This window comes from Burkholderia cenocepacia, from assembly GCF_014211915.1.
In the GTDB taxonomy this organism is placed as follows: Bacteria; Pseudomonadota; Gammaproteobacteria; order Burkholderiales; family Burkholderiaceae; genus Burkholderia; species Burkholderia orbicola.
The window spans coordinates 2,388,063-2,404,482 of sequence record NZ_CP060039.1 but is presented as its reverse complement, the minus strand read 5'-3'; the positions used below and the strand labels follow the sequence as shown (position 1 = coordinate 2,404,482).

Here is a 16,420-nt window from a genome sequence, read left to right as displayed (position 1 = left end):
ACTGCCATCGAGGACCGCGAATCGCGTTCGCGGCGGCGCCGGCTCGATGGCTCAGCGTTTTTTTAGCGGCAGCGGTACCACGCTTTTCACGTCGCGCAGCCCCGCCGGTTCGGGCGGCAAGTAGCCCCAGTCGCCCTGCGATGCGGACGCGTCGGCCTTCGTGTCGTCCTGTCGCTTGTCAGGCTGCCGTGGTGTGTCCGACCGCGAACGATCGTCGCGTTCGCCACCGTGTTGCGACGACGACTGCGACGGCGGCGGCCCCGCGTGGCGCCGGTGCCGCAGCACGGCTTCGGCCACGCGCGCCACATGCGATACCGTCACCGCGTCGTCCTGTTCCAGTGCGGCCAGCGCACGCGCGGCGCGCAGCATCACGAGATCGGCCCGCAACCCGTCGACGGCCGCGTCGATGCACAGTGCGCTGACGTGCGCATGGACCGCATCGTCGAAATCGAGCGCCGGCAGCCGCGCGCGCGCCGCATGAATGCGGTCCGCGAGTTCCTGCTGGGCCGCCGCATGACGCGCGCGAAACGCATCCGGATCGAGATCGAACGCGAGTCGCGCCTTCACGATCCGCTCGCGCTGGGCGGCGTCGAAGCAGTTCTCCAGCTCGACCATCAGCCCGAAGCGGTCCAGCAACTGCGGGCGCAACTCGCCCTCCTCGGGGTTCATCGTGCCGACCAGCACGAAACGCGCATCGTGCGCATGCGACACGCCATCGCGCTCGACGATGTTCACGCCGCTCGCGGCGACGTCGAGCAGCGTATCGACGAGCCCGTCGGCAAGCAGGTTCACTTCGTCGACGTACAGCACGCCGAGATGCGCGCGCGCCAGCAGGCCGGGCCGAAAACGCACGCCGTTTTCGGCCAGCGCATGCGCGAGATCGAGCGTGCCCGTCACCTGCTCGTCGCTCGCCGACAGCGGCAGCGTGACGAACTGCCCTTCCGGCAGCAGCTCCGCCAGGCCGCGCGCGGCCGTCGATTTCGCGGTGCCGCGCGGGCCGCTGACGAGCACGCCGCCGAGCGACGGATCGATCGCGGCAAGCAGCAGCGCCTGCTGCAACGCGTCCTGCGCGACGAGCGCCGCAAACGGAAAAACCGCGCGGGCGCGGTGCGTGGTCGGATCGGTCATGGCCGTCCTCCTTCCTGGCGTTGTTCGCTGGCGAGCCACACCGCTTCGATCCGCTCGCGATAGGGGCCGGGCTGCTGCCACAGCCCGCGCTGCATCGCTTCGACGAAGCGTTCGCAGATGCCGTGCAGCGCCTTCGGGTTGTGCCGTTCGAGGAACGCGCGGGTGGCGTCGTCGAACAGGTACGCGTCGGCGACGAGCGCGTACTGGTGATCGGACAGCACGCGCGCGGTCGCGTCATAGCCGTACAGGTAGTCGACGGTCGCGGCCAGCTCGGCCGCGCCCTTGTAGCCGTGACGCTTCACGCCGTCGAGCCATTTCGGATTGACGACGCGCGAGCGGATCACGCGGGCGATCTCCTCGCGCAGCGTGCGCATCTTCGGCGCGACCGGGTTCGCATGGTCGCCGTGGTAGATGCTCGGCTGCTGCCCGGACAGGTGCCGCACGGCCGCCGTCATCCCGCCCTGGAACTGGTAGTAGTCGTTCGAATCGAGGATGTCGTGCTCGCGGCTGTCCTGGTTCTGCACGACGACGTCGATCGTCGCGAGCCTTTCGCCGAACACGTCGGGCGCTGCATCGCCCGCGCTGTTCTGCGCGTACGCATGGCCGCCCCATTGACGGTAGGCATCCGCGAGATCGGCGTCGGTCTGCCAGCGGCGCTGATCGATCAGGTCCTGCAGGCCGGCGCCGTAGCTGCCCGGCCGTGCGCCGAACACGCGCCAGCCGGCGCGCCGGCGCGCTTCGTCGGGCGCCACGCCCTGCGCGATCCACTTCTCCCGTTCGCGCTCGATGCGTGCGCGAATCGGATTCAGCTCTTCGGGCTCGTCGAGCGCGGCGACGGCCTGCACGGCCGCGTCGAACAGGTGCATCAGGTTCGGGAACGCGTCGCGGAAGAAACCCGACACGCGCAGCGTCACGTCGATGCGTGGCCGGTCGAAGATCTCGATCGGCAGGATCTCGAAGTCGGTCACGCGATGGCTGCCGTGCGCCCATTTCGGCCGCACGCCGATCAGCGCGAACGCCTGCGCGATGTCGTCGCCGCCGGTGCGCATCGTGGCCGTCCCCCACACCGACAGCCCGATCGCGCGCGGATAGTCGCCGTGATCCTGCAGATGGCGTTCGATCAGTTGTTGCGCGGATTTCAGGCCGAGCGACCACGCGGCCTGCGTCGGCACCGCGCGCGTATCGACCGAGTAGAAGTTGCGGCCCGTGGGCAGCACGTCGGGACGGCCGCGCGACGGCGAGCCGCTCGCCCCCGGGGTACGAAGCGGCCGTCGAGCCCGCGCAGCAGCTGACGCATTTCCTCACCGCCGCACGCATCGAGTGCGGGCAACAGCGTCGAACGCACGCGTTCCAGCACCGCGAGCGTATGCGGCCATGCGCCGGGCGGCGGCATGTCGATGCCGAGTTCGTCTGAAGCGCCGCCGCACACGGCGTCCAGCCAGTGCTGCGCAAGCCGTTCGAGCCGCTCGCGCGTATCGCCGGCATGACGCCACGGCGACGCGTCGAGCGCCTGCAGCACGGCCGGCCGCGGCCCGGTCCACGGCGCGGCCCAGTCGGCTGCGAGCGGATCGAAAGCGTCGCCGAGCGCGAGGTCACGCGCGAGTGCGCCGATCAGCCCGGCCCGTTCGCCCTTGCCGTCGCCGACCGGAAAACGAGCCAACGCGAGCAGCGTGTCGCGCCGCTGGCGCTCGACCGGCGACGCGCCGAACACGTGCAGCCCGTCGCGAATCTGTGCTTCCTTCAATTCGCACAGCCACGCGTCGACGCGCGTGAGCAGCGCATCCTCGTCGCCCGCATCGCGCGGCGGCGACACGCTCAGCTCGTCGTGCAGCCGATGCTCGGCGATCGTCGCGAGGATTGTCTTGCGCAACAGCTTCGCGCGCCGCGCATCGACCATCAGCGCTTCGTAGTATTCGTCGACCTGCCGTTCGAGATCCTGCAGCGGGCCGTAGTTTTCCGCGCGCGTGAGCGGCGGCATCAGGTGATCGACGATTACGGCTTGCGCGCGGCGCTTCGCCTGGCTGCCCTCGCCCGGATCGTTGACGATGAACGGATACAGGTGCGGCAGCGGCCCGAGCGTCAGGTCGGGCCAGCACGCGTCGGACAGCGCGACGCTCTTGCCCGGCAGCCACTCGAGATTGCCGTGCTTGCCAAGATGGATGACCGCGTCGACGCGATACGCATCGCGCAGCCAGAAATAGAACGCGAGATACGCGTGCGGCGGCACGAGGTCGGCATCGTGGTAGCTCGCGTAGTCGTTCTCGCCGCGCGAACGCGACGGCTGGATGCCGACGAACACGTTGCCCGCGCGCCAGCCGGCGATCGTGAAACGCCGTTGCCGCAGCGTCGGGTCCGCTTCGGGCGGCCCCCAGCGTGCGTTCAGCGCGTCGCGTACGGCCGCCGGCAGCCGCGCGAAACGCGCGACGTAGTCGGCCAGCGCGTAACTCTGAAACGCGGGACGCAGCATGCGCACGGCGGGATCGTTGGTCACGCCTTCGGTGAGTCGCGCGATCAGCGCGTCGCCGTCGGGCGGCAGGTCGGCCACCGTGTAGCCAGCGTCGCGCAGCGCCGCGAGCACGCACAGCGCGGAGGCCGGCGTGTCGAGCCCGACGCCGTTGCCGATCCGCCCTTCGCTTTGCGGATAGTTGGCGAGAACCAGCGCGATGCGCTTGTCGGTGTTGTCCAGCGTACGCAGCCGGCACCAGCCGCGCGCGAGCGCCGCGACGAACGCGATCCGCTCCGCATCCGGCTGGTAGCGCACGACGTCGACCTCGGTATGCGGGCAGCGATACGCGAGCCCCTTGAAGCTCACCGCGCGCGTGACGATGCGCCCGTCGACTTCGGGCAGCGCGATATGCATCGCGATGTCGCGTGCGTGCAGGCCCTGGTTGTCGGCCACCCACGCATCGCGATTGCCGCCGGACAGGATCACCTGCAGCACCGGCGCGTCGCCCGCGAGCACGTCGTGCTCGGGGCTGTCGATCGCGCCGGCCGCGAACGCGGTGGTATTCAGCACGAGCGCGACGCCGTGCGTATCGCAGAGCTGCGTGATGACCTCGCGGCTCACCGCATCCTTCAGCGACGTCACCGCGATCGGGAGCGGGTTCAGCCCTTCGTCGATCAGTGCGTCGGCCAGCGCGTCGAACACGGCCGTGTTCGCGGCCTGCCAGTGCGCGCGATAGAACAGGATCGCGACGACCGGCGCGCCGGGCGTCCAGCGCGGTCGCCAGTCGTCGACGCTCGCGCGGTCGCGCGCCGGGTGATACAGCGCGGCGGCCGGCAGCGGGCGCGGCGGTTCGGGTTCGTCGCCGAAGCCGAACGTGTGAAACGCGATGCTGCGCAGCAGCGCGTCGGCGTTGTGCACGCCGCCTTCGCGCAGGTAGCGCCACCACAGTCGGCACAGCTCGGGCTTGACCGTGCTTTTCGCGACGAGATTCGGGTCTTCCTGCAGGTCGCCCGAGAACATCGCGAGCTGCTGCCCGCGCTTCGATGCGAGCGACACGGCCTGCTCGATCCCGTACGGCCAGTACGCTTCGCCGCCGAGATGATCGATCACGACCGTCTTCGCGTGGCGCAGCACGTCGTCGACGTAGAAATCGACCGACGCCGGCTGCCGCAGGAACGTGACGTTCGCGAGCCGCACGCTCGGGAACCCGGCGGGCAAGTGCGGCACGACGCTCGCGAGCAGCGACAGCGTCGTGTCGGCCGAACTCAGGATCACGATGTCGGCCGGCTGCTGGTCGATCCGGACGACGCCCTGCGTATCGTCGACGAAGCCGCCCGGCGTGGTGCGCAGCAGATGCATCGTGCGTTACGCCTGTTGCGGCTCGGCCGCGCACGCGGCGTCGAACGCACGTTGCAGCGCGGCCGCGTCGAGATCTTCGCCGATCAGCACGAAGCGGCTCGCGCGCGTTTCGCCGTCCTGCCAGCGGCGGTCGAAATAGCTGTCGAAGCGGCGGCCGACACCCTGGATCACGAGCCGCATCGGCGCGCCGGGCAGCGCGGCGAAGCCTTTCGCGCGATAGATCGTGTGCGCTTCGACCACGCACTGCAGCGCGGCGATCGTCGCTTCGCGCGTGCCCGCGTCGCCCGATACCACCACCGAGTCGAAATCGTCGTGATGGTGATCGTGATCGCCGTCGTCGGCCGAGCCGTGATGGTCGTGACGCAGGTGGATCGTTTCCTCCGATGCCGATTCCAGCCCGAGCAGCAGCGCGAGGTCGAGTTCGCCGCGCGTCGCGCGCACGATCTTCACCTGCGGCGGGATTTCTTCGCGGATCGCGGTTTCGATCCGCGCGAACTCGGCGTCACCGACGAGGTCGGCCTTGTTCACGATCACGAGATCGGCGGACGACAGTTGATCGGCGAACAGTTCGTGCAGCGGCGATTCGTGATCGAGGTTCGAATCGGCGCGGCGCTGCGCGTCGACGGCCTGCGGGTTTTCCGCGAACTGGCCGCTCGCGGCGGCCGGCCCGTCGACGACGGTCACGACCGCGTCGACCGTGAAGCTGTTGCGGATCGTCGGCCAGTTGAACGCCTGCACGAGCGGCTTCGGCAGCGCGAGGCCCGACGTCTCGATCAGCACGTGGTCGATGTCCGCGCGGCGCTCGACGAGCGCCTCCATCACCGGATAGAACTCTTCCTGCACGGTGCAGCACAGGCAGCCGTTCGCGAGTTCGTACAGTTGGCCCGATGCTTCGCCCTGCGCGCCGTCGGCATCGTCGCAACCGATGCCGCAGCCCTTGAGGATTTCGCCGTCGATGCCGAGCTCGCCGAATTCGTTGACGATCACCGCGATGCGGCGGCCTTCGGCGTGCTGCAGGATGTGGCGCATCAGCGTCGTCTTGCCGCTGCCGAGAAAGCCCGTGACGATCGTGACGGGAAGCTTGCGTAGGGTCATGGTAGGTCCGGTGTCGAAGAGGAAATCAGGACGGGATCGTCGCGTCGGCGGCGGCGCGGCAATTCAGCGGGCGGTACGCGGGAAGCTCGCCGCGTGATCCGCGCGGACTGCCGCACGGCGGGCGGAACAACAAATCGGACATGGTGCTTCCTTGCGAACGGTCGACATTGTGAATGCCAACACGGCTGCGGCGTGCCCCGCCCGTGCCGCGCCGTTCGCCGTGCCGGCCCGGGCGCGTTCGCGCGGAGGCAGATCGGAGGAGACAGCAGGAAACACCGGGCGTCGGGCCGGCTGCGGCCGTGGACGATGCGCCGCCTCCCCGCGGCGCTGAACCCCAACGTTTAGGCCGGTATCCGGGCTGACGAACACGCCGCTTCGCCTTCCCGGATACGCGCGGCATCCAGTGGCGGTCGTCCGCATGCGCGTGGCATGCGGCGAAGCGGCGGTGCGTGGCGCTTGCGCGCGACGCGTTCGCTTACCGTTGCGGGGGCAGCACAGGTTGGCTCGACTGCGGCGCAGGCGGGCTCCCTGTTTCCCGTTTAACTGCGCACGCCGGAGCGGCGCGCGCGAGCACCAAAACGCGTGCGAGTGTAGGCGGCAGGGCCGGGAGCGTCAAGGCGAGCGGCCGGCGATGAACGCGAATGATTGTCGTTTTCAACTTGGCGAGATAAACTTCGCTCGATAACGCAAACAACCGCGCAACGGCCATGTGAGGCAATCACTCAGTCATCCTCAAATTTCCATGTCGAAACGACAGATATCCGGGCGACGCTTTCCTGTGCTGGCCCTGTCGCTGTGCTCGATCGCCGGCGTTGCCTCCTTCCCTGCCCCGGCGGCCGAGTTCGACGACGAACTGCCCGCGGTCGAAGTACGCAGCCGCCGTCATCCGAACGATCCGCGCGTCGAGAGCGTGAGTACGGCGACGCGCACCGCGAGCGATCCGCGCGACGTACCGCAAACCATCGACAGCGTCCCGGTAGAGGAAACGCTGTCCTATGGCGGCCGCACGCTGGCCGACGCGTTGGCCGGCGTGCCCGGTGTGTCCAATACGTCGGACACGCGCTTCGATGCGTTCCGCATTCGCGGCTTTTCCGCCGCGGGCGACCTGCTGCTCGACGGCATGCGCGACGATGCGCAATACGTGCGCAGTCTCGGCAACATCGAACGCGTCGAAGTGCTGAAGGGGCCGGCTGCCGCGCTGTACGGGCGCGGCAGCGGCGGCGGCGTCATCAACCGGATCACCAAGCAGCCGTTGCCGGAAAACTTCGGGCATGTGTCGGCAGCGACCGGCAGCTATGGACGGCTCGGCGCGTCGGTCGATCTCAACCGCATGCTGTCGAGCGCATGGAGCGTGCGGTTCAATGCCGGACGCGAACACGCAGGCAGCTTCCGCGACCACGTCGACGGCACGCGCCAGTACGTCGCGCCGTCAATCAAATGGCGGGACGCGCGGCGAAGCTGGCTGCTGCAGTTCGAATACGACGCGTACCGGCGCGTGCCCGATCGCGGCATGCCGGCGCCGGTCGCCGCGGTCGACGCGGCCGGCAAGCCGTTCGCGTTCTCGCTGCCGTCCGCGCCACGCGCGACCTTCTTCGGCGCGGCGGGCCGCGACACGATCCGCGACGAGAACATGAACTGGCGCTCGGTCTTCACGCACGCGCTCGACGGCGACTGGGAATTGCGCCATACGCTCGGGGTGCTGAATTTACGCAGCACCTTCGACAATACCTACGTCACGCAAAGCTACGTCGCGAAGCCGCGCGACTACCGGCGCGTGCAGCGGGCGCGCTACCTGCAGGACATGACGCATCTCAACGTGCAGACCGGTGTCGAACTGGGCGGCAAGGTCGCGACCGGTCCGGCGCTGCATCACCTGCTGTTCGGCATCGAATACGGCTGGCAGAAACGCACGCCGACGCTCTGGCAGGCCGACGCGGCGCCGATTCCGGTGACCGGGCCGGATCGCTTCGCCTTGGTCGGCTCGACGCCGCGCCCGTACGCGATGAACCGCCACCGCGTCAGCGACTACGCGATCTTCGCGCAGGATCGCGTCGACCTCGGGCGAGCGTGGAAACTCCTCGGCGGCCTGCGCGGGGAACGTTTCGACGTCGATTCGACCAACGCGCTGAACGGCCTGCATGCACGGCGCACGACGGCGGCATGGAGCCCGCGGCTCGGCGTCGTGTGGTCGCCGGTCGGCGCGCACAGCCTGTATGCGTCGTACAGCAAGAACTTCGCGCCGGTCGGTGGCGACCTGATCGGCATCACGCCCGATGCGCGCGGCAACGCCAACGATCTCGGCCCGCAATACACGCGCCAATACGAGATCGGCGTGAAAAGCGACTGGCGCGCCGGCGCGCTGAGCACGACGCTCGCGCTGTTTCAGCTCGACCTGTACAACCGCCGCATCGCCGATCCGGTTCGCCCGGGCTTTTTCGACCTCACCGGCCTCGAGCGCAATCGCGGCCTGGAACTGGGCGTCGCCGGCCGGCTCGCGGGCAACTGGTTCGTCCGCGGCGGCATCGGCTGGCAACATGCGCGGGTGGTCGACGCCGAACCGAAGTACGCAGGCAAGCGCTCGGCGGGCGTGTCGGCGTCGAACGGCAGCCTGTTCGTCAGCCATGCGCCGCTACGCGGTTTTTTCGCGGAACTCGGGGTGGTGTACGAAGGCGCGCGTTACGCCGATCGCGACAACCTGCTCGAACTGCCCGCGTACGTTCGCTGGGACGGCAAGGCCGGCTATCGCACGCGCGACTTCGAGGTGACGCTGGCGGCCGTCAACCTGACCGATCGCGATTACTACGCGAATGCGACGGGCCTCGCGCAGATCATGCCCGGTACGCCACGCACGTTCACGCTGACGGCGGCATACAAGTTCTGACCTCGCGGGTAGCGCCGACACCCCGCGCAGCCGGCCCGCCGGGCGGCTTGCGGGTTGCACGCCTGTGCTATCGTATGCGCCGCGTTCGGTGCTCGCATGCGCATTCCGCGCATGCAGTTAAACGGGAAACAGGAGGCGGATCGCCGCCCGGCCTGTGCTGTCCCCGCAACGGTACGCCGCCCGCGCAACGCACTTCCCCGCGCTGCGCCCAGGCCGCCCGCGATGCCACTGCCCTTCGACCGGGCGGGAAGGCTGCGGCCTGGCAAGCGGCCAGCCCGGATACCGGCCGACGCAAGGGGCGAGCGCGCTGCTCGCCGAACGCCCGATCCGCGGGGGACGGATGGGGTGCGCATTCCACCCGCGCTCGCGCGGGTTTCGCCCGATCCGCCATGCACTGCCTGTCCGCCGGCCGCCGATGTGCCGCCCGCCTTCCCTGTTCCACTGTTTCGACACGGTGCGCGCCGTGCCGCGCACGATGAGCCGCGCCTGGCTCGTCGGCGCCGGCCCCGGCGACGCCGACCTGTTGACCCTCAGGGCCGTGCGCGCGATCGGCACGGCCGACGTGCTGCTCGTCGACGATCTCGTGAACCCCGACGTGCTGCGCCATGCACGCGCCGATGCGCTGATCGAGCACGTCGGCAAGCGTGGCGGCCATGCGTCGACGCCGCAGGAGGCGATCGTCGCCGCGATGCTCGCGCACCTGCGCGCGGGCCGCAGCGTCGCGCGGCTCAAGGGCGGCGATCCGTTCGTGTTCGGCCGCGGCGGCGAGGAACTGGTCGCGCTCGGCGCGGCGGGCTTTCCGGTGGAAGTCGTCAACGGCATCACCGCGGGCATCGCCGCGCCGGCCGCGCTCGGCATCCCGGTCACGCACCGCGGCGACGCGCAGGGCGTGATCTTCGTCACGGGCCACGGCGCGGGGGCCGACGAGCCGGACTGGCGCGCGCTCGCAGCCACCCGCATGACGATCGTGATCTACATGGGCATCCGCCGGCTCGACGCGATTGCCGCGGCGCTGCGCGATGGCGGCCTGCCCGACGACACGCCGTGCGCGGCGATCGAGAACGCCACGCGAGCCGGACAGCGCCACGTACTCGCGACGCTCGATACGCTCGTCGCGCGCGTCGGCGAGGCCCATATCGGTTCGCCGGCGATCGTCGTGATCGGCCGCGTCGCGGCGCTCGCCGACGATCCGGCGGTGCGCGCGGCGCTCGGCGGCCACGCATGATGCGCGTCGCGCTCGGTGTCGGCTTCCGCGCGGGCGTCACGGCCGCGCAACTCGATGCCGCGATCCGCGCCGCGCTCGCGCGCTACCCGGCCGCCGAACCGGCGCTCGTCGCGACGCTCGCCGACAAGGCATGCGCCCGTGCGCTGCGCACGCTATGCGCGCGCCGTGGCTGGCCGCTCGTCGCGTTCGAGGCGGCGCAACTCGCGAGCCGTCCGGAACTGGCCGCGAGCGGCCCGTCCGACGCCGCGCTGGCCCGCTTCGGCGTCGCGGGCGTGGCCGAGCCATGCGCGCAACTCGCCGCGCCGCACGGTCGGCTGCTCGGCGCCAAATCCATGCTGGGCGGCGTGACGGTCGCGCTCGCCGGCCCGCTCTGAACCCAATGTTTCGCTTTCGACAGGACGATTCCCGATGAAGACCGATTCCGAATCCCATCAGCGGATGGCCGAACGCCGCCGCGCCGGCCACGAGAAGAAGCAGGCCGCGGCCACTCAGGAAAAAGGCCTGCTGATCGTCCATACCGGCAACGGCAAGGGCAAGAGCACGGCCGCGTTCGGGATGGCCGTGCGCGTGCTCGGCCACGGCATGCGGCTCGGTGTCGTGCAGTTCATCAAGGGGGCGCTGCATACGTCCGAGCGCGACTTTCTCGGCGCGGTCGCGGAATGCGATTTCGTGACGATGGGCGACGGCTATACGTGGAACACGCAGAACCGCGACGCCGACATCGCGACCGCGCGCAAGGGCTGGGACGAGGCGCGCCGGATGATCGACAGCGGCGACTACCGGATGGTGATCCTCGACGAGCTGAACACCGTGCTGAAGTACGAATACCTGCCGCTCGACGAAGTGCTCGCGACGCTCGTCGCGCGTCCGGAGTCGGTGCACGTCGTCGTCACCGGGCGGCATGCGCCCGATGCGCTGATCGATGCGGCCGATCTCGTCACCGAAATGCGGCTCGTCAAGCATCCGTACAAGGAGCAAGGCGTGAAGGCGCAGCGCGGCGTGGAGTTCTGAGCATGCCGGCCTGCCCCGCGCTGTTCGTCAGCGCGCCCGCGTCCGGCCAGGGCAAGACGTCGGTGACGGCCGGCCTCGCGCGGCTGCACCGGCGGCTCGGCCGCCGCGTGCGCGTGTTCAAGACCGGGCCCGATTTTCTCGATCCGATGCTGCTCGAACGCGCGAGCGGCGCACCCGTGCATGCGCTCGACCTCGGGATGGTCGGCGGGGCCGGTTGCCGTGCGCTGCTCGCCGAAGCCGCGCGCGACGCGGACCTGATCCTGATCGAAGGCGTGATGGGCTTGTTCGACGGCACACCGAGCAGCGCCGATCTCGCGGCCGCGTTCGGCGTGCCGGTCGTCGCGGTGATTTCGGCGAAGGCGATGGCGCAGACGTTCGCGGCGATCGCGTTCGGGCTCGCGCGGTTTCGGCCGGGGCTGCCGTTTCACGGCGTGCTGGCCAACCGCGTCGGCTCGGCTCGGCACGCGGAGTTGCTGCAACAGGCGTTGCCCGACGACCTGCGCTGGCTCGGCCACGTGCCGGCCGATGCGGGTATCGCGCTGCCGGAACGGCATCTCGGCCTGCATCAGCCGGCCGATATCGATGATCTCGACGCGCGGCTCGATCGTGCGGCCGATGTGCTCGCGCAAACCGCGCTCGCCGAATTGCCGCCTGCCGTCGCGTTCGCGGAACCGGACGTTGCGGCGCCGCTGCCGCGCGCGCTCGCCGGCAAGCGGATCGCGGTAGCGCGCGATGCGGCGTTTTCGTTCATCTATCCGGCGAACCTTGTGCTGCTCGATGCGCTCGGTGCGGTGCTGCGGTTCTTCTCGCCGCTTGCCGACGAACCCGTGCCTGACGATTGCGACGCGCTGTTTTTGCCGGGCGGCTATCCGGAACTGCATGCGGCGACGCTGGCCGCGAATGCCACGACCGCACGGACGATTCGCGCGCATGCGGCAGCCGGCCGGCCGATCGTCGCGGAATGCGGGGGATGGTGTATCTGTGCGAATCGCTGACCGACGTGGATGGGTCGACGACGCCGATGCTTGGCCTGCTTCGGGGCCATGCGACGATGCAGCGCCGGTTCGCGGCGCTCGGCATGCAGCAGTTCGATACGCGCACCGGGCCGATGCGCGGGCATACGTTTCATTATTCGCGGCTGGATACGCCGCTGGTGCCGGTCGCGACCGCCGCCCGCCCCGATGGCTCGGAGGGCGGCGGCGAAGCCGTTTATCGCGTGGGCGCGATCGTCGCGACGTACATGCACATGTACTGGCCGTCGAATCCGGATCTGGTCGTGGCTTTGTTCGGTGGGGAAGTGTTCGAGACATGAGCGGCCAGCTTGCCGAGCGGCCGACCTTCGACGGTACGACGCCAACGATCTTCAGGATTCGGGGCAGGAATCGCGTGACCAGACGTGACCGGCCTTAGCCGCAACGCGTTGCGCCCGCATGCGAGCCAGGAAGGTTTCTCCGTCGAACGTATTGGGATGACCTGAGGCCTCCCCGGCGTCCAGCGCGTCCTGCAACGCGCGCACCTGCGCGTTGCGTGATTCGAGCAGCCGCAATCTCGCTCGCATGGTGTCGCTGTCGGAGCATCGCTCCGACAGCCCGTCGGCGTCGACGTACTCGGCAACGTGATCGTCTTGGGAAACAGGCACCTTTCTCGACATGGTTCACTTCGTTTGGTTTGAACACGATGGGCATATACCAAATACCAAGGCAAGGTACATGCCGTCTGTCATGGTTGGGAGCGGATTGTGAATTCCCGGCTCCAACCTCACGCCGCATCCTCCGTCACACCAGAAACGCCTCAGTTAACTTCACCCAATACGACGCACCGGTCGGCAACGCCGCGTCGTTGAAGTCGTAGCCGGGGTTGTGCACCATGCAGCCGCCCTCCCCGTCGCCGTTGCCGATGATCAAGTAGCACCCCGGCCGCTTCTCGAGCAGGAACGCGAAATCCTCGCTGCCGGTGAGCGGCACCATGCCGTCGATCAGATTGGCTTCGCCGACCCATTCACGGGCCACGCCGCGCGCGAACGCCGTCATCTCCGCATCGTTCACGAGCACCGGATGGCGGCGCTGGTAGTCGATCGTCGCGGTCGCGCCGTACACGGCCGCCTGCGCATGCACGACCTCCTTGATGCGCGTTTCGAGCAGGTCGCGCACGTCGGGCTTCAGCGCGCGCACCGACAGGCGCATCTGCGCGCGATCGGGAATCACGTTCGGCGCCTCGCCCGCGTGAATCGCGCCGACCGTGACGATCGCCATGTCGAGCGGCGACACGTTGCGCGACACGATGGTCTGCAGCGCCAGCACGATCTGCGCGCACACGACGACCGGATCGATCGCCCGGTGCGGCACCGCGCCGTGGCCGCCGCGACCCTGCACGTCGATGACGACGGTATCCGACGACGCCATGAACGAGCCCGGCAGGAAACCGAATTTGCCGGTCGGGAAGCCCGGCATGTTGTGCATCGCGAAGATCGCGTCACACGGAAATTGCTCGAACAGCCCTTCGTCGAGCATCTTCTTCGCGCCGCCGAGCCCTTCCTCGGCCGGCTGGAAAATCAGGTTCAGCGTGCCCGAGAAGCGGCGTTCGCGCGCGAGGTGCTTCGCGGCCGCGAGCAGCATCGCCGTGTGGCCGTCGTGGCCGCACGCGTGCATCTTGCCCGCGATCGTGCTCTGGTACGGCAGCCCCGTCGCTTCGTGGATCGGCAGCGCGTCCATGTCGGCGCGCAGACCGAGGCGCCGCTTGCCGTCGCCCACTTTCAACTGGGCGACGACGCCGGTGCCGCCGAGCCCGCGATGCACGGCGTAGCCCCACGACTGCAATTGCTCGGCGACGAGGTCGCCCGTCGCGAATTCCTCGAAACCCAGTTCGGGGTGGGCATGGATGCGGTGCCGGATCTCGATCATTTCGTCGGCGAGGCCGGCGGGGATCACGCTGTGCGTCACGGTATCGTCTCCTGTGTGCTGTAAGTGTGCGGGCAAGGATAGTCCGACGAACGGCAACCGAATAGACAGAAAGTCGTCACGATGGCAACTGGCGATTGCCAGCCGATCGCACGGCGCGAGGCGAAGCGCGGCTGCCGGGAGGGCTATCCCGTCCGGACGACTGCCGCTGGCGAGCGGCACGCCCGACACTGTGTGTTAAGGCTCGATTTTCACGTGGAGGTTATCGTTGGCGTCAGCTCAAAATTCCGGAATAATTCCTTTTTATCAAAGGGTTGAGAGCATTTGTTCATTTTTTGACGGTTGTACATTTTTTGTGTACGCTGACAAAACAGTGAACAATCGATCCTCCGTGATGCCGGCGAACGTCCCCCTCCCCCTATCGGAACAGCACGTGCTCGACGAGGCCTGTGCCGCGTTCGGACGCGCGACCCGGCGCTTCGCTGCGCGGCCCGTGCGTGTGCCGGCGGCGTACCAGGCGCGCGCCGACGCAATGATCCGCTTCGACATCGCCGGGCAGCGCTTCGAGATGCCGGCGGCCGTGAGCGTCGGGGTCGAATCGCTGCAGGCAGCGCTGGCGGCGCTGCGTCGCCGCGGCGGCACGCCGGCGCCGGGCGCGCGGCCGCTTATGCTGGTCGCGCCTTATTTTTCCGCCGAACTGGCCGCCCGCCTGATCGAGCACGACATCCCGTTTCTCGATACCGCCGGCAATGCGAGCCTGATCCAGCCGGAGGCCACCCTGATGATCGCCGGCCGGCCGAAACCTGCGCGCACGCCGCGCCGTCAGGCGTCGCGCGCGACCACGCCGAAGGGGCTCGCCGTGATGTTCGCGCTCGCGACGCAGCCGGGCCTCGTCGCGCAGCCGTACCGGGCGATCGCCGCCGCGTCGGGCGTCGCGCTCGGCACGGTCAACCTCGCGATGGACGACCTGATCGCGCGCGGCCTCGTCGCGCAGCGGCGCAACGGCGAACGGCTGATGCCCGACTGGCCGCGCTTCCTGCAGGAATGGGTCGCGCTGTACCCGAGCCGCCTGCGCGCGAAACTGCCGGCCCGGCGGTTTGCCGCGATCGCACCCGACTGGTGGCGCGGCTTCGATTTCGCCGCGTTCGATGCGCGGCTCGGCGGCGAAGCGGCGGCCGATCTGCTCACGCACGACCTGAAGCCGGCAGCGATCACCGTCTATACGCACGGCGCCATGTCGAATCGCCTGCTGCTGCAAGCCCGCCTGCGCCCGGACGAGCATGGCGACGTCGAGCTGCTCGAAGCGTTCTGGCCGCCGTCGCCGGCGCTCGACTGGCGCGAGCAGGATGTGCCGCTCGTGCCGCCGCTGTTGGTCTACGCGGATCTCGTCTCGTCCGGAGACAGCCGCAATCTTGCCGCCGCCGAACACATCCATGACCGATACCTCGCCCAGCCGCCCGCTTGAAATCGACGCGCGCCGGCCGCTCGAGCCGGCGGCGGTCGCGTTGCTGCAGGCGGTCGGCGCGGCCTGCGCGCGGCTCGACGCGGCATTCGTCGTGGCCGGCGCGACCGCGCGCGACATCCTGATGTGGCATGTCCACGGCATCCGTCCGGTGCGTGCGACGCGGGACGTCGACGTCGCTGTGTGCGCGGTCAACTGGCCGTTTCACGAGCGGCTCGTCGATGCGCTCGTCGCGACCGGGCAATTCGCCCGCGCGCCGAAGCATCGGCAGAAACTGCTGTTCGACAGCGGCTCGCCGGGGTTTCGCACCGAACTCGATCTGGTGCCGTTCGGGCCGCTCGAAACGCCGCCCGGCGAAATCGCATGGCCGCCGGGCGGCGACTTCGTGCTGAACGTCCTGGGGTTTCAGGAGGCGGTCGATACGGCGCTCGCCGTGTCGATCGGCGCCGGCATCACGGTGCCGGTGGCGAGCCTGCCGGCGCTCGCGCTGCTGAAGCTGCTCGCGTGGAAGGACCGGCGCGCGCGCCAGAACAGCGACGCATACGACCTGCTGTTCCTGCTCACGCATTTTCACGATGCGGGCAATCGCGAGCGCATCTGGGACGTTGCGCCCGACCTGATCGAACAACATGGCTTCCAGCCGGAGCTGGCGGCAGCGGCGCTGCTCGCACGCGACGCGAAGCAGATTGCGTCACCGCACACGCACGATGCGATCCGCGCACTGCTATCCGACGACGCGACTTACGCGATGCTCGGGCAGGATCTGCAGGCCCGCGCGTTCGCGCTGTTGCCCGGGGAATTCAACGACGACGCGGACCGGTATCTCGACGCGTTCCGCGGCGGCTTCCTCGCGGGTCCGCTCGTCCATCGGGCGTGACATCAGCCAGTCACGCCGTTTTCACCGTCCTGCCCGGGT

General features: G+C 69.2%; 10 protein-coding genes, 2 pseudogenes and 2 riboswitches. Of the genes and pseudogenes, 7 read left to right on the top strand and 5 right to left on the bottom strand.

Going from position 1 to position 16,420, the window contains the following annotated elements:
• Nucleotides 1-51 precede the first annotated feature (51 nt).
• From SY91_RS11435 to cobW, 3 genes and pseudogenes are all read right to left on the bottom strand, one after another.
• Complete coding sequence (locus tag SY91_RS11435; protein ID WP_105797786.1) at nucleotides 52-1,128, bottom strand: ATP-binding protein; 1,077 nt, start codon at nucleotides 1,126-1,128, stop codon at nucleotides 52-54.
• Nucleotides 1,125-4,933: pseudogene (cobN, locus tag SY91_RS11430) on the bottom strand (cobaltochelatase subunit CobN). The gene SY91_RS11435 and the pseudogene cobN overlap by 4 nt, the downstream one beginning before the upstream one ends.
• Before the next feature lie 6 nt (nucleotides 4,934-4,939).
• Entirely contained in the window at nucleotides 4,940-6,028 is a 1,089-nt protein-coding gene (gene cobW / locus SY91_RS11425) for a cobalamin biosynthesis protein CobW (RefSeq protein ID WP_185920916.1), read from the bottom strand.
• Nucleotides 6,029-6,354: 326 nt separating this feature from the next.
• A riboswitch (cobalamin riboswitch) is annotated at nucleotides 6,355-6,621 on the bottom strand.
• 149 nt (nucleotides 6,622-6,770) lie between these two features.
• On the opposite strand from cobW, the gene SY91_RS11420 reads away from it, so the two are divergent.
• The 5 genes and pseudogenes from SY91_RS11420 (at nucleotide 6,771) to SY91_RS11400 (ending at nucleotide 12,457) form a co-directional block, all read left to right on the top strand.
• Nucleotides 6,771-8,909, top strand: coding sequence for a TonB-dependent siderophore receptor (locus SY91_RS11420; protein WP_185920915.1), 2,139 nt, complete (start codon nucleotides 6,771-6,773; stop codon nucleotides 8,907-8,909).
• A 69-nt stretch (nucleotides 8,910-8,978) separates the two neighbouring features.
• A riboswitch (cobalamin riboswitch) is annotated at nucleotides 8,979-9,215 on the top strand.
• Nucleotides 9,216-9,324: 109 nt separating this feature from the next.
• On the top strand, nucleotides 9,325-10,134 hold the full coding sequence (gene cobA, locus SY91_RS11415) for a uroporphyrinogen-III C-methyltransferase (protein ID WP_185920914.1): 810 nt from the start codon (nucleotides 9,325-9,327) through the stop codon (nucleotides 10,132-10,134).
• Entirely contained in the window at nucleotides 10,131-10,508 is a 378-nt protein-coding gene (locus SY91_RS11410; RefSeq protein ID WP_185920913.1) for a cobalamin biosynthesis protein, read from the top strand. Before cobA ends, SY91_RS11410 begins: the two co-directional genes overlap by 4 nt.
• Nucleotides 10,509-10,542: 34 nt before the next feature.
• Complete coding sequence (cobO, locus tag SY91_RS11405; RefSeq protein WP_011545387.1) at nucleotides 10,543-11,145, top strand: cob(I)yrinic acid a,c-diamide adenosyltransferase; 603 nt, start codon at nucleotides 10,543-10,545, stop codon at nucleotides 11,143-11,145.
• A 2-nt stretch (nucleotides 11,146-11,147) separates the two neighbouring features.
• Nucleotides 11,148-12,457: pseudogene (locus SY91_RS11400) on the top strand (cobyrinate a,c-diamide synthase).
• Nucleotides 12,458-12,508: 51 nt separating this feature from the next.
• On the opposite strand, the gene SY91_RS11395 reads toward SY91_RS11400, so the two are convergent.
• Both SY91_RS11395 and SY91_RS11390 read right to left on the bottom strand, forming a co-directional pair.
• Entirely contained in the window at nucleotides 12,509-12,796 is a 288-nt protein-coding gene (locus SY91_RS11395) for a type II toxin-antitoxin system ParD family antitoxin (RefSeq protein ID WP_023478152.1), read from the bottom strand.
• A gap of 124 nt (nucleotides 12,797-12,920) precedes the next feature.
• Nucleotides 12,921-14,084 carry a M20 aminoacylase family protein gene (locus tag SY91_RS11390; protein WP_023478153.1) on the bottom strand — a complete coding sequence of 388 codons (1,164 nt, stop codon included), beginning with the start codon at nucleotides 14,082-14,084 and terminating at the stop codon, nucleotides 12,921-12,923.
• A 352-nt stretch (nucleotides 14,085-14,436) separates the two neighbouring features.
• Between SY91_RS11390 and SY91_RS11385 the strand changes: the two genes are divergently transcribed.
• Both SY91_RS11385 and SY91_RS11380 read left to right on the top strand, forming a co-directional pair.
• Nucleotides 14,437-15,507, top strand: coding sequence for a type IV toxin-antitoxin system AbiEi family antitoxin (locus tag SY91_RS11385; protein ID WP_185921152.1), 1,071 nt, complete (start codon nucleotides 14,437-14,439; stop codon nucleotides 15,505-15,507).
• Nucleotides 15,476-16,381: a nucleotidyl transferase AbiEii/AbiGii toxin family protein gene (locus SY91_RS11380; protein WP_124478109.1), complete on the top strand. Its 906-nt coding sequence runs from the start codon at nucleotides 15,476-15,478 to the stop codon at nucleotides 16,379-16,381. The genes SY91_RS11385 and SY91_RS11380 overlap by 32 nt, the downstream gene beginning before the upstream one ends.
• Nucleotides 16,382-16,420: the final 39 nt, after the last annotated feature.

What these genes read in the sequence shown, in the direction of transcription:
- SY91_RS11385 (WP_185921152.1), top strand. Translation starts at nt 14,437, where the DNA reads ATGCCGGCGAACGTCCCCCTCCCCCTATCGGAACAGCACGTGCTCGAC.
- SY91_RS11410 (WP_185920913.1), top strand. Translation starts at nt 10,131, where the DNA reads ATGATGCGCGTCGCGCTCGGTGTCGGCTTCCGCGCGGGCGTCACGGCC.
- cobW (WP_185920916.1), bottom strand. Translation starts at nt 6,028, where the DNA reads ATGACCCTACGCAAGCTTCCCGTCACGATCGTCACGGGCTTTCTCGGC.
- SY91_RS11395 (WP_023478152.1), bottom strand. Translation starts at nt 12,796, where the DNA reads ATGTCGAGAAAGGTGCCTGTTTCCCAAGACGATCACGTTGCCGAGTAC.
- SY91_RS11380 (WP_124478109.1), top strand. Translation starts at nt 15,476, where the DNA reads ATGACCGATACCTCGCCCAGCCGCCCGCTTGAAATCGACGCGCGCCGG.
- cobO (WP_011545387.1), top strand. Translation starts at nt 10,543, where the DNA reads ATGAAGACCGATTCCGAATCCCATCAGCGGATGGCCGAACGCCGCCGC.
- SY91_RS11435 (WP_105797786.1), bottom strand. Translation starts at nt 1,128, where the DNA reads ATGACCGATCCGACCACGCACCGCGCCCGCGCGGTTTTTCCGTTTGCG.
- SY91_RS11420 (WP_185920915.1), top strand. Translation starts at nt 6,771, where the DNA reads ATGTCGAAACGACAGATATCCGGGCGACGCTTTCCTGTGCTGGCCCTG.
- cobA (WP_185920914.1), top strand. Translation starts at nt 9,325, where the DNA reads ATGTGCCGCCCGCCTTCCCTGTTCCACTGTTTCGACACGGTGCGCGCC.